Genomic DNA, 13223 nt, shown 5'->3' with positions numbered 1-13223 from the left:
ATGACAGACACACCTCTTTTACAAATCAAAAATCTCAGCGTGGCTTTCCGGCAGGGAAATCAGCTGCGCGAGGTAGTGAGCGACGTGTCGCTGGATATACGCGCCGGGGAAACACTGGCGCTGGTGGGGGAATCCGGTTCAGGCAAAAGTGTCACCGCGCTGTCGGTGCTGCGCCTGCTGCCCTCGCCGCAGGTGAATTATCCGCAGGGCGATATTCTTTTCGACGGAAAATCCTTGCTGCACGCCGATGAAAGCACGCTGCGCGGTATTCGCGGCAACCAGATTTCGATGATTTTTCAGGAGCCGATGGTTTCACTGAACCCGCTGCATACGCTTGAAAAACAGCTGGCCGAAGTGTTGATGTTGCACCGGGGTTTGCGCGGTGATGCGGCGCGCGACGAGATTATCCGCTGTCTCGATCGCGTGGGTATTCGTCAGGCTGCCTCGCGGCTGAAAGATTTTCCGCATCAGCTCTCCGGCGGAGAACGCCAGCGCGTGATGATCGCTATGGCCGTGCTGACCCGGCCCAAACTGCTGATTGCCGACGAACCTACCACCGCGCTGGATGTTTCGGTGCAGGCGCAGATCCTCTCCTTGCTCGACGAGCTGAAGAAGGAAATGGGTATGGCGATGCTGTTTATCACCCATAACCTGCGCATCGTGCGCCGTCTGGCGGATAACGTCGCGGTGATGCAGCACGGGCGACTGGTGGAGCAGCAACCGCGGACAACGCTGTTTAGCCAGCCACAGCATCCGTATACGCGACAGTTATTGCAGGCCGAGCCACAGGGGCGTCCTCAGCCGCTTACAGGCCAACCGCCTGTATTGCTGGAAGTGAAGAATCTGAACGTCGGGTTTCCGGTCAGACGCGGCTTGCTGCGCCGCACGGTCAGCGTCAAACACGCGGTAAATCAGATGAGTTTCCAGCTGCGTCGCGGGGAAAGCCTCGGCGTGGTCGGCGAATCCGGTTCGGGGAAAAGCACAACCGGACTGGCATTGCTGCGCCTGCTGAAATCACAAGGCGAAATCTGGTTCGACGGCCAGCCGTTGCATACTTATTCGCGCCAGCAGATGCTGCCCTTCCGCAGCCGGATTCAGGTGGTGTTCCAGGATCCCTTCTCGGCACTGAACCCACGCTTTACCGTCGAACAAATCATCGCCGAAGGCCTGCTGGTTCATCGCAAAGTGACGGAAAAAGAGCGCGAACAGGCGGTGATCCTTGCCATGCAGGACGTGGGGTTGGATCCGCACACCCGCCACCGTTACCCGACCGAGTTTTCAGGCGGCCAGCGTCAGCGCATCGCCATCGCCCGCGCCCTGATTTTAGAGCCGGAAATGCTGATCCTTGATGAGCCGACGTCGTCGCTGGATAAATCGGTGCAGGCGCAAATTCTGGCGATCCTGAGCGAACTGCAACAACGTCGCAGCCTGACCTATTTGTTTATCAGTCATGATTTGCACGTCGTGCGGGCGTTGTGTCACCAGCTGATGGTGTTGCAAAACGGAGAAGTCGTGGAACAAGGGGATTGTGAGCAGATTTTCACCGCGCCGCAGCAGGCTTATACCCGCGAGTTGCTGGCCGCGTCAGATGCGTTTGATACGCAGAAGGAGTGAAAGGAGACGCCTGACTCAGTTATCGTCAGGCTGTCAGAATGGATAAAGTGCGGTGATCGACTCGGCAATGGCCGCCCCGATATTCTTCAGGCAGCAGAGCGTAGCGCTTTCATCTTCGCGACGCACAAACAGACAAGGTTCGCCGTCGATTTCGACAATCGCAGCTTTGACCTGGATATCTTCCAGCGCGTTGGTCAACTGATGCATCACCTGCCAGGCAAACTCACCCTCATGGCTCAACAATTTCAGGCCAATCAGATTGTTATCTTCTTCGTTACCAGGCAGCGGAATCGGTTCAACTTTGATACCTGCAAAACCTGACATCCAGCGATAACTTTGCGGCAAACGATGTACTACCGAAAGTTGAATATTATTCACGGAATTCCCCAGACAATGATTTAAACAAATCACCTACAAATTCGTTACATCAATACCAGTTATAGACGACGGAACGTGCTTTGCCCAATTTATGCTCAAATAATTAACATTAAATTAACTCAATCAGCACACACCCGTAAACTATAACCCTTTTCTGTCCGCTCCTGATGGTTCTGAGAGCCAGATCTCATTTTGGCTTCTTTGTAACCTTTTCAGCCTTATTTAACAACTATTTTCATCATTAACAGCTACTTTTTAACTTCTATTTCTTTACAATTAATATACAAATTGCGTGGAGCGAAAAAAACCACCACATTTTAAAATCGATAAAAATCAGGATAATAAGCCTTTTAACCGATAGCATATTTCCTGACACTGTCACTAATTTCAGGCTGAAATGAACCGGTTGGTAACATTTTTATCGCGGCGCATAATACGTTAAAATCTGGATCTAATGTTAATAAATCCGCACAATTTGTTTGCACAAAACCCTCATTATTGGCTTATGATCCGCATCGTTATTACTGATATACCCTGTCAGGATGAAAGACACCCGCCTTAACCTTCTGATAAATATCATAATGAGTCATTGAATTATGCATTCCTGAGTCATTTGGCTCACACCCAACCCAGCGAGAAATGAGATGGAAAACGATCCTTCAATCAATGGAAGCAATGCAACCGTAAATGGAACCGGTTTCAGCCGTCGTCAACTGCTGAAAGGTTTAACCTCAGCGATGGTCGCCACCACCCTGCTCGGCTTTCCTTTCCTGAGTCAGGCCGAAAAAGAGACCGCCACGCAGGCCCCGGTTATCTTCGGGCAGTTCTATCTGGTCTCACAGGCCATTACTGAACATAAAAATATCAGCGAAGGCTCTTCAGCCCAGATTTTCAACGCATTCCACCGCTCGCAGCCGGACTTCGCCGCACAGGTCAGTAAGCTCCACGCGCTGGTCAGGCCGGGGCAATCAGCCAACGCATTGCAGGAAGCCGCGAAGCAAAATGGCCTGGGTGAACTGGTGACCAGCATAGTCACCGCGTGGTACACCGGCACCGTTGGCCATGGTATCGATTCCATTCTAATTTCTTATAAAGATGCCCTGATGTACCGCCCGGTAAGCGACGGCCTGATCGTGCCGACCTACTGCGGCAACGGTCCGCTGTACTTCACCGCCGCGCCGCCCGACGCCGCGATGCCTGAATCCATGAACGCTGACCGTTTTACCAATACTTCTGAATCTGCTGATGTGAGCAAAGCCTGATGAAAAAACCCGAATTTACCGCAGACGGCGATGCGTCTGCTGATGTCATCGTTGTCGGTTCCGGCGTCGTTGGCGGCATGATTGCCGATCAACTGGTCAGCCAGGGATATTCCGTACTGGTGCTGGAAGCCGGTTTGCGTATCGAGCGCGCACAGGCAGTCGAAAACTGGCGCAACATGCCGTTTGATAACCGTGCCGGCTCTGATTTCCAGGGGCTTTATCCGCAGTCAGAGAACGCCCCCGCACCGCTGTACTTCCCTGAAAATAACTATGTGCATCTGACCGGCCCGAGCGCAAGCAGCTTTAAACAGGGTTATCTTCGCACCGTCGGTGGCACCACCTGGCACTGGGCGGCATCCTGCTGGCGTCACGTTCCTAACGATTTCAAAATGAAAACGCTGTACGGCGTGGGTCGCGACTGGCCAATTTCCTATGACGAACTCGAGCCCTACTATTGTCGTGCGGAAGAAGAAATCGGTGTAGCCGGTCCGAACGACCCGGCGTTGCAATCCCCTGTGGAGCGCAGCAAACCTTATCCGATGGAACAGGTGCCTTACGGTTACGGCGATACCCGCTTTGCGGAAATCGTAAACCCGCACGGTTACCGCTCGGTGCCTATCCCGCAGGGCCGCAGCACGCGTCCGTGGAACGGTCGCCCGACCTGCTGTGGTAACAATAACTGCCAGCCAATCTGCCCGATCGGCGCCATGTATAATGGTATCGCCCACGTCGAACGTGCCGAAAATAAAGGTGCCGTGGTGCTGGCCGAAGCCGTGGTTTACAAGATTGATACCGACGAAAACAACAATGTGACGGCGGTTCACTGGCTGGATAATCAGAAGAAATCACACAAGGCAACCGGCAAAGTGTTTGCGCTGGCCTGTAACGGCATCGAAACCCCGCGTCTGCTGCTGATGGCAGCCAATGACAAAAACCCGAACGGTATCGCCAACTCGTCCGATCACGTGGGTCGTAACATGATGGATCACTCCGGTTTCCACTGTACGTTTATTGCCAAAGAACCGTTGTGGATTGGCCGTGGTCCGGCACAAAGCAGCTGTCTGGTCGGCCCGCGCGACGGTGATTTCCGCAAGGATTATTCCGCCAATAAGATGATCCTCAACAACATCAGCCGCGTGATCCCGGCGACGTCCAAAGCGTTGCAGATGGGTCTGGTAGGCAAAGAGCTGGACGAAGAAATCCGCCGCCGCTCTATCTTCGGCGTGGATTTATCCATCAGCCTGGAACCGTTGCCGGATCCAAACAATCGCCTGACGCTGAGCACCACGCGCAAAGATCCGCATGGCCTGCCGTGCCCGGACATTCATTACGACGTCGGCGATTATGTGCGCAAAGGCGCGGAAGCAGCGCACAAGCAGCTGGAACACATCGGCTCGCTGTTTATGGCGGAAGAATTCAACATCACCACCAGCCTCAACGCCAATAACCACATCATGGGCGGCACCATCATGGGCAGCGATCCGAAAGATTCCGTGGTCAACGGTGAATGCCGTGCGCACGACCATGCCAACCTGTGGCTGCCGGGCGGCGGAGCGATTCCTTCCTCCAGCGTCGTCAACAGTACGCTGACCATGGCCGCACTGGGCCTGAAAGCAGCCGATGATATGGCGAAAAAACTGGCGGGTGCAGCATGAAAAAAATCCTTATCGCCTGTCTGTTAGGTACCTCGCTAAGCGGATTTGCCGTCGCCCAGGACAATCAGGCGGAGCTGATTCGCCAGGGGCAGGAGGTGGCGACCGCGGCCGACTGTCAGGCCTGTCATACCGCGCCGGAAGGCGGTAAAGCGTTTGCCGGTGGCTATGAAATCCACTCGCCGATGGGCACGATTTACACCACCAATATCACGCCGTCGAAACAGTTTGGTATCGGCAATTACACCGAAGAGCAGTTTGTCCGTGCGGTGCGCGAAGGGGTGCGCCCTGACGGCGCAAACCTCTATCCGGCCATGCCTTACACCTCTTACAGCCATATGAGCGATGCGGACATGCATGCGCTGTATGTCTATTTCAAAGAAGGTGTGAAGCCGGTCGAGCAGCCGAATACTGAAACCGCCCTGCCGTTCCCATTCAACATGCGTATTGCGATGGCTGGCTGGAACATGATGTATCTCGACAGCACGCCGTTTAAGCCGGATCCGACCAAAAGCGAGCAATGGAACCGGGGTGCCTATCTGGTGAACGGTGCCGGTCACTGTGATACTTGCCACACACCGCGTAACCTGATGATGGGTTCTGTGACGGACAAACCGCTGGCGGGCGGTATGGTCGGGCCGTGGTATGCGCCGAACATCAGTTCTGATCCGGTGAGTGGCATCGGTAACTGGTCGCAGCCTCAGTTGGTGGAATATCTGAAAACCGGCAAAACAGCCGGTAAAAATCAGGCCGCCGGTGGCATGGCAGAAGCGGTGCAAAACAGTCTGCAATACATGTCTGATACCGATCTCAATGCCATCGCCTTCTACCTGAAAAACAGTACGCCGGTGCGTGACCCGCGTGATACACAGGCAGCGGATACCTTTGGTAAACCGGTGAATGTGGAACAGGGTTTGCGCGGCGCGCATCCGTACAACGCCAACCATACCATCGACACTGGTGCGGCATTGTTCAGCGGCTACTGCGCCAGCTGCCACCAGCCGGATGGCTCAGGCAGCAAAAATCAGGCGTATCCTTCGCTGTTCAACAATACTGCCACCGGCATGGGCAACGCCTCTAACCTGATTTCCGCCATCCTTTACGGCGTGGATCGTCAGGTCGGTGACCATCACGTGCTGATGCCGAAATTTGGCGTGGGTTCGTATGTCGGTCAGCTCGACGATCAGCAAATCGCTGACATCTCCAACTACGTGTTGAAGAATTACGGCAACCCGACCATTCAGGTCAACGCGCAGGATGTCGCGGTGTTACGCGCTGGCGGTCCGGTCACCTTGCTGGCGAAATTGCAACCGTTCATGGCTCCGGCGATGGTCGCAGGCGTAGTGGTTCTGCTGGTGTTGATTTTCTGGCTCGGCAGAAGGCGTAAACACAAAACGGCGTAACATTCAGCCGAAGTGGAAATAGAAAGCAAAACGGCCCGATTGGGCCGTTTTTACAAGCTTGGTCTTTATTCTACGTATTGAACCACTGACCCGCTATATGTCACTTCCATACTGTCGACAGTAATGGTCTGGTTAACATCAAATGTGACGCCATCAGTTCCGGCTGGAATTTCCGACCACGTAATTTTTCCATTGTCGTAAACACCGTTGTTACTGATATCCGTTGGCGGAATCAAGGATCCATCTACACTTTTCAACGGGTTATCAATGGTTACAGAGTCCGCACTAGGGACAGGGTAGGAGGAATTTTTAAATATTATCTTTTAATGATATGGGTAAATTATAAAACGCTCTTCACCGAAATAATTTGCAGCGATTATCTCTGGTGAAGAGGCTGTATTATCCCCGCCCGACCAGCGGCATGGCGCTTGCCATCACGGTCATCGTCAGGACGTTGGTATCGAGCGGTAAGCCCCCCATAAACGCCACTGCCTCTCCGACGCGCTCGACCGGGATCACCGGCTCTTCGGCGATCTGCCCGTCGGCCTGCATCCTGCCCGCCAGCGCTTTGTTGCCCATGTCCGTCGCCGCATTCCCCACGTCAATCTGCCCGCAGGCGATGTTAAACGCGCGGCCATCGAGCGCCGTGGATTTGGTCAGGCCGGTAATGGCATGTTTGCTGGCGGTGTAAGGAGCCGAATTCGGGCGCGGAGATTGCGCTGAAATCGATCCATTATTGATGATACGACCGCCCTGCGGCGACTGCTGTTTCATCAGTTTTACCGCCGCCTGAGTACACAAAAATGCACCGGTCAGATTGGTATTAATTACTGACAGCCAGTCTTCTACCGCGAGCTCTTCGATGGGGACATCTTTCACGTTATTACCGGCGTTATTGAACAGCAAATCCAGCCTTCCGAAAGTTTGCTGTATTTCCGTAAACAGCGCCGTCACGGACTGCGGACTGGTGACGTCTAACTGCCGCGCCACCGCCTGCCCTTGTGGGAACTGCGCGACGGCCTGCTCCAGTTTTTCAATATTGCGTCCGGCCAGAATCACTCTGAATCCGGTGGCGGCCAGTGCCTTCGCGGCGCTTAACCCGATACCGCTGCCACCGCCGGTGATGAGTGCTGTCTTCTTCATCGTCATTCCTTCTTAAACTGCCGCCAACATGCCGCCATCAATGAAAAGAAGATGACCATTGACGAAGTCCGAGGCTTTGGAAGACAGGTACACCGCACCGCCGACCAGCTCTTGGGGATCTCCCCAGCGTGCAGCTGGCGTGCGTTTGCACAGCCACTCGGAGAACTCTTTGTTATCCACCAGCGCCTGCGTCATGTCGGTTTTGAAATAGCCCGGCGCAATGCCGTTCACCTGAATATTGTAGCGCGCCAGCTCCACGCACATCCCGCGCGTCAGCATTTTCACTGCGCCTTTAGACGCAGCGTAAGGCGTGATGGTGTCGCGGCCCAGCTCGCTTTGCATCGAACCGATGTTGATGATTTTGCCGCGCTCGCGCTGGATCATGTAGCGCGCCACTGCCTGCGAAACAAGGAATACAGATTTCTGGTTCACGGCAATCACATCGTCCCAGTCTTTTTCCGGGAACTCAGTAAACTTATGGCGACGCTGGATCCCGGCATTATTGATCAGCACATCGATCGGGCCGATTTTGCTTTCGATGTGATCGATTGCCTGATTTACCGCCTGACTGTTGGTGACATCAAACGAGACGGCGTGGGCGATAAACCCTTCGGCGCGCAGTGCTTCAGCCGCTTTCTGCGTAGATTCAGGCTGTGTGCCGTTAACGATAATCTCGGCGCCGTGTTGCGCCAGCCCTTTCGCCAGCAGGAAACCCAGACCGCGCGTGGAGCCGGTGACCAGTATCTTTTTATTATCCAGTGAGAAGAGATTTGTCATAGCGTTGACCTTATGAAGGAAGCGGTTCCAGGAAGTTAGCCACACTACAACGTTTTAGGCGCGAGCAAACTGTGATGCAGATCACTTTGAAGGATGTTAAAAAACCCTGTTACCGCTGATGTGATCATCATCATTTTGATAACAATCTCCGGCGCTTTCTGTTTCAATAATCAGGTAACGTTATTGAGCAAAGCAGTCAGGAAAATCAGGACAACAAGCATGAGAAATCAGCGCGTGACACTACAGGACATTGCCCAACTGGCGGATGTTACCAAGATGACGGTCAGCCGTTTTCTGCGCACGCCGGAAAAAGTGTCTCCTGAAACCCGTGAGCGCATCACCAAAGTCATGGAAGAGGTCGGGTATCCGCTGGAGGAAGCGCGCGGGCCCGTCAAAGCGCCTCGCATCGGCATCCTGGTGCCGTCGTTCAATAACCAGATTTTCTCCGATCTGCTGGCCGGGATTGAATCGGTCACCGCCGCGCAGGGCTACCAGACGCTGGTGGTCAATTACGATTACAGTAAAGATCGTGAAGAAGAGCACATCATCAACCTGCTCGGTTATCAGTTGGCGGGGCTGATCCTCACTGATTCCGTGCATACGCTGAAAGCCGATAAATACCTCAATGCCGCCGAAATTCCCGTCGCGCAGGTGATGGATCTTGATGATACGCATGGGCGCATCGCCGTCGGTTTTGACAATCAGCAGGCCGGTTACGATATGGCTAATACGTTGCTCGCCAGCGGCAAAGAGCATGTGGTCTATTTCGGATCGATGTCCGACGCACGCGACCAGAAACGTTATCAGGGATATTGCCGCGCCATGGCCGAACGCGGATTGACGCCGCTGCACATCACACCGAATAAAGTCTCTTCAGTGTCGATTGGCGCAGGCATGTTAGCGATGGCGCGCCAGCTGGATCCGCAGACAAACGCGATTCTATGCACCAACGATGATATTGCGGTGGGCGTGTTACAGGAATGCCTGAAGCTGGGTATCCGTGTTCCGCAGGACATGGCGATTTCGGGCTTTCACGGCCTGGATATCGGCCTGGCGACCACGCCGCTGCTGGCCAGCGTTATCACTCCGCGCTTCGAAATGGGCAAAGTAGTGGCTGAGATATTATTGAAGAAAATCAAAAAGTTGCCGACCATTGAACGCGTTGATTTACACTACCGGATCTCCCTCGGTGGTACAATTTAACGCGGTTCCCCCCCTTCTTCCCGTGAATTAAAACCTCCTGTATCGCGCCCGAAGTGTGGCGCAGGATCACGTTACGGGTAACACGTTTTCTTAACATAATTCAACGTGACTCATGTCACTAAATAGTTTCCTCAAAATGCTTTTATTAGGTCATCGCCGGATACAAGTACACAGAGGAAAGTATATGAATAATAAGATTCCTAAGGCCCGCTGGTTACGCGTCATTGCTCCCATTCTTATCGCCTGCATTATTTCGTTCATGGACAGGGTGAATATTAGTTTCGCCATGCCCGGCGGAATGGATGCCGAATTAGGCATTACCGCCTCGATGGCCGGACTGGCGGCGGGTATTTTCTTTATCGGTTATCTATTCCTGCAGGTCCCCGGCGGCAGCCTCGCCGTTCACGGCAGCGGACGCAAATTTATCGCCTGCTCGCTGATTGCCTGGGCAATCATTTCCATTCTCACCGGCTTTATTACTAACCAGTATCAGTTGCTGTTCCTGCGTTTTGCGCTGGGAGTAGCGGAAGGCGGGATGCTGCCGGTGGTGCTGACCATGGTCAGCAACTGGTTCCCGGACAAAGAACGTGGCCGCGCCAATGCCTATGTACTGATGTTCGCACCGCTGGGCGGGATGATCACGGCTCCTCTGTCTGGCCTGATTCTGGACACGCTCGACTGGCGATGGTTGTTCATCATCGAAGGGGCATTGTCCTTCGTAGTGATGCTGTTCTGGTGGTTCACCATCAGCGACCGTCCGGAAGAGGCCAAATGGCTGTCTGAACGCGAACGTGATTATCTGGTGACCGAGCTGAACCGCGAACGCGAAGCCCTGCGCGCACTGGCGCCGGTGAATAACGCGCCGCTGAAAGAGGTGTTTCGCAACGGTTCCATCGTCAAACTGATCATCATTAACTTCTTCTATCAGACCGGTATTTACGGCTACACGCTGTGGCTGCCAACCATCCTGAAAAACCTGACCGGCGGCGATATGAGCTCAGTCGGCATGCTGGCCATCATTCCTTACGTGGGCACTATGCTGGGGATCCTGGCGATGTCGGTGATGTCTGATAAAACCGGTAAACGTCGCATGTTCATCGCCCTGCCGCTGTGTGGATTCGCGGCCTGTCTGGCGGCGTCGGTGACGTTTGGTCACAACATCATGGCAGCCTACGGTTTCCTGGTCGGTGCCGGTTTCTTCCTGCAGGCCGCCACCAGCGCCTTCTGGACCATTCCGGGCAAAGTCACCACGCCGGAAGTGGCCGGCAGTGCGCGCGGTGTCATTAACGGTCTGGGAAATCTGGGCGGTTTCTGCGGCCCGTATCTGGTCGGCGTACTGGTCAGCTTATACGGTCAGAGCACGGCGATTTACGCGCTGGTCGCCTCCCTGCTGATAGCGGCAGCGGTCACTACGTTACTGCCGAAAGAGTGTGATATGGCGCTGATCCCCGGTGCAAAAGCCAAGGCGATGGCAGATGAATATGCCAGAGCCAAAGCGGCACGCAGGGTTCAGGGAGTTAAAGCGGAGATTGCTGGCTAGGAAAATGACTCCCCTTCGCAGGGGAGTTGACATCAGGCGGCTTCAGCCGCCACTTTCGTAGGGCGGCTGGCGTACAGATACAGCAAGGTCGCGGCAATCACGCAAAACGCCATCGAACCCACCATCGGCCAGGCGCTTTTCGCGGTAAACAACGAGAGGACGGAACCGATCGCCGCACCGGTACCGAAACGAATCGTTCCCGCCAGAGACGCCGCCGTGCCTGCCATGTGCGGGAAGTCATCCATGATCACCGCCATCGCATTCGACGTCACCATCGCAATCACGCCAACGTAACCTGCCACGCCCATCACCATCGCCCAGAACGGCAAACCAAGCAGACAGACCACCACCAGCCAGATACCCATCACCAGCTGCACAAACAGGCCGAAGCGGAACATTTTCACCGCGCCGGCGCGGCGGACGTTGCGGCTGTTAATGATGGTCAGGATGACCAGCGCCACGATGTTCAGCGCAAAGTAAAAGCCGAAGTGCTGAGGCGAAACACCGTTGAGTTCGATATACACAAACGGACCGGCGCTTAAGAAGGAGAACATCCCGGCGAACGAGAATCCACTTGCCAGCATGTAACTCAGTACGCGTTTATGACGAAACAGCGACACGAAGTTGCCGATACTGGTGCGCAGGTGGAATTTTTGTCTTCGCTCTTTGGGCAGCGTTTCTTTGATGTACACCGCCACCAACGTTGCGGCAATCAGCGCGGCAATTGCCATCGCCCAGAAAATTGCGTGCCAGCTGAACAGTACCATCAGCACGCCGCCAAGCATCGGGGCGAGCAGCGGCGCGACGGTCATCACCAGCACCACAAAAGACATCATCCGCGAGAACTCGTCTTTGGTGAACATGTCGCGCATCAGCGCATTGATCACCACGCTGGCGGCCGCAGCGGCTAAACCGTGCAGGAAGCGCATCCAGACCAGTTGCTCGACCGACTGCGCCATCGCACAGGCACCGGCCGCTACCGCAAAGATCATTACGCCCCAGAAAATGACCGGCTTACGTCCGAGGCTGTCCGCCATCGGCCCGTAAAACAGCTGCCCTATCGCAAAACCCAGCACGTACGCGCTGAGGGTCATTTGCACACTGCCCGCCGGAACACCATATTCCTGCGCGATCACGGGCATACTTGGCAGATACATATCGATAGCCAAAGGCATCAGCATCGATATCAATCCCAGAATGAAAATCAATCCAATGTGGGATACCGGTTTTTCCTGCACGTTCACCACCCAATTAATAAGACAAAGTAAAACTATCGTCCAGGCATGCCAACGCTGGCAATTTCCTGTTCAGTTAAAGGACGGTATTGACCCGGCTCTAAATCTTCATCCATCACGATCTCGCCGATACGTTCACGGTGCAGCGCCACCACGTGGTTGCCGACCGCAGCAAACATGCGTTTCACCTGATGGTAACGGCCTTCGCTGATGGTAAGACGCACCACGCGCTCATCGATTTGCTCGAGCTGCGCCGGTTTGGTCAGGGAATCTTCGTTGTGCAGTTGCACGCCCGCTTCGAACTGCGCGGCGGTGTCGTCAGCCAGCGGATTTTCGAGCGTCACCAGATAGGTTTTTTCACACTGATGGCGAGGCGATGTAACACGGTGCGACCACTGGCCGTCGTCGGTCATTAACACCAGACCGGTGGTGTCGATATCCAGACGCCCTGCCGCATGCAGTTTGTACGCCACCGGCTCTTCGAGGAAATACAGCACGGTCGGATGATCGGGATCGTCCGTAGAACATACGTAGCCCTGTGGCTTGTTGAGCATGAAATAACGCGGACAGGTGATTTGATCGAGCACATTGCCGTCGAAGGCGACGACCTGCTCGGGGCTGATTTTCATCGCGCCGGTTTTGACGATGTCACCGTCAACGGTGACACGTTTATTGCGAAGCTCACGCAGCACGAGCGCGCGGCTTACACCTAATTGCTGAGATAAAAACTTGTCCAGACGCATTGGATCGGCTTGCCTTACATGGCGATCTGAGTGACCGCGTTACTGATAAAACACAAGACCCCGCCGCCGCATTCAAGCAACTGACAGGGTTCAGGGTTATTCGATTCGTAATACTTTCAATTCGCAATACTTTCGATTCGCAATAAGTGCAAAACGTGGTTATTACTTCGAGGGGGCAGACGCACTGCCGCATTGAGACAGAGAGTATAGCCGCGCTTAGCGGTGCATCCTAGAAGGAAAGCATAAAAATAAGCAGGCTAAACATTCACGTCG

The 13223-nt window shown here is 54.4% G+C and carries 12 protein-coding genes; 6 read left to right on the top strand and 6 right to left on the bottom strand.

Going from position 1 to position 13223, the window contains the following annotated elements; translation table 11 throughout:
* Positions 1–1614 (top strand): microcin C ABC transporter ATP-binding protein YejF, encoded by a 1614-nt coding sequence (gene yejF, locus ACMHLI_RS10490; RefSeq protein WP_413529403.1) that lies wholly within the window; start codon positions 1–3, stop codon positions 1612–1614.
* Positions 1615–1647: 33 nt separating this feature from the next.
* Here yejF and ACMHLI_RS10485 read toward each other — a convergent pair whose 3' ends face one another.
* Positions 1648–1992: a YejG family protein gene (locus tag ACMHLI_RS10485; RefSeq protein WP_112167136.1), complete on the bottom strand. Its 345-nt coding sequence runs from the start codon at positions 1990–1992 to the stop codon at positions 1648–1650.
* Between the two features lie 644 nt (positions 1993–2636).
* Between ACMHLI_RS10485 and ACMHLI_RS10480 the strand changes: the two genes are divergently transcribed.
* Genes ACMHLI_RS10480 through ACMHLI_RS10470 form a run of 3 tightly spaced genes read left to right on the top strand, consistent with a single transcriptional unit; the run spans position 2637 to position 6309 of the window.
* Positions 2637–3254, top strand: coding sequence for a sorbitol dehydrogenase family protein (locus tag ACMHLI_RS10480; RefSeq protein WP_413529402.1), 618 nt, complete (start codon positions 2637–2639; stop codon positions 3252–3254).
* Entirely contained in the window at positions 3254–4909 is a 1656-nt protein-coding gene (locus ACMHLI_RS10475; RefSeq protein WP_413529401.1) for a GMC family oxidoreductase, read from the top strand. The genes ACMHLI_RS10480 and ACMHLI_RS10475 overlap by 1 nt, the downstream gene beginning before the upstream one ends.
* Entirely contained in the window at positions 4906–6309 is a 1404-nt protein-coding gene (locus tag ACMHLI_RS10470; RefSeq protein WP_413529400.1) for a c-type cytochrome, read from the top strand. The genes ACMHLI_RS10475 and ACMHLI_RS10470 overlap by 4 nt, the downstream gene beginning before the upstream one ends.
* Before the next feature lie 65 nt (positions 6310–6374).
* Here the strand turns inward: ACMHLI_RS10470 and ACMHLI_RS10465 are convergent, their stop codons facing one another.
* The 3 genes from ACMHLI_RS10465 to idnO form a co-directional block, all read right to left on the bottom strand.
* Positions 6375–6545 (bottom strand): Ig-like domain-containing protein, encoded by a 171-nt coding sequence (locus ACMHLI_RS10465; RefSeq protein ID WP_413529536.1) that lies wholly within the window; start codon positions 6543–6545, stop codon positions 6375–6377.
* A 163-nt stretch (positions 6546–6708) separates the two neighbouring features.
* A complete protein-coding gene (locus ACMHLI_RS10460) occupies positions 6709–7452 on the bottom strand; it encodes an SDR family oxidoreductase (RefSeq protein ID WP_413529399.1) in 744 nt (247 codons plus the stop codon).
* Between the two features lie 12 nt (positions 7453–7464).
* Positions 7465–8229: a gluconate 5-dehydrogenase gene (gene idnO / locus ACMHLI_RS10455; RefSeq protein WP_413529398.1), complete on the bottom strand. Its 765-nt coding sequence runs from the start codon at positions 8227–8229 to the stop codon at positions 7465–7467.
* 219 nt (positions 8230–8448) lie between these two features.
* Here idnO and ACMHLI_RS10450 point away from each other — a divergent pair, with 219 nt between their 5' ends.
* Together ACMHLI_RS10450 and ACMHLI_RS10445 are read left to right on the top strand one after the other, a co-directional pair.
* Positions 8449–9432 carry a LacI family DNA-binding transcriptional regulator gene (locus ACMHLI_RS10450; protein WP_413529397.1) on the top strand — a complete coding sequence of 328 codons (984 nt, stop codon included), beginning with the start codon at positions 8449–8451 and terminating at the stop codon, positions 9430–9432.
* Between the two features lie 184 nt (positions 9433–9616).
* Positions 9617–10972 carry an MFS transporter gene (locus tag ACMHLI_RS10445; RefSeq protein ID WP_413529396.1) on the top strand — a complete coding sequence of 452 codons (1356 nt, stop codon included), beginning with the start codon at positions 9617–9619 and terminating at the stop codon, positions 10970–10972.
* 32 nt (positions 10973–11004) lie between these two features.
* Here ACMHLI_RS10445 and ACMHLI_RS10440 read toward each other — a convergent pair whose 3' ends face one another.
* Together ACMHLI_RS10440 and rsuA are read right to left on the bottom strand one after the other, a co-directional pair.
* Complete coding sequence (locus ACMHLI_RS10440) at positions 11005–12210, bottom strand: Bcr/CflA family multidrug efflux MFS transporter (protein ID WP_413529395.1); 1206 nt, start codon at positions 12208–12210, stop codon at positions 11005–11007.
* A 32-nt stretch (positions 12211–12242) separates the two neighbouring features.
* Complete coding sequence (rsuA, locus tag ACMHLI_RS10435; protein WP_413529394.1) at positions 12243–12950, bottom strand: 16S rRNA pseudouridine(516) synthase RsuA; 708 nt, start codon at positions 12948–12950, stop codon at positions 12243–12245.
* Positions 12951–13223 lie beyond the last annotated feature (273 nt).

The sequence above is a fragment of the Rahnella inusitata genome (assembly GCF_965118895.1).
Classification (GTDB): domain Bacteria; phylum Pseudomonadota; class Gammaproteobacteria; order Enterobacterales; family Enterobacteriaceae; genus Rahnella; species Rahnella inusitata_A.
Note: the sequence above shows the minus strand (reverse complement) of the source record. Positions and strands in the feature narration are given on the sequence as shown.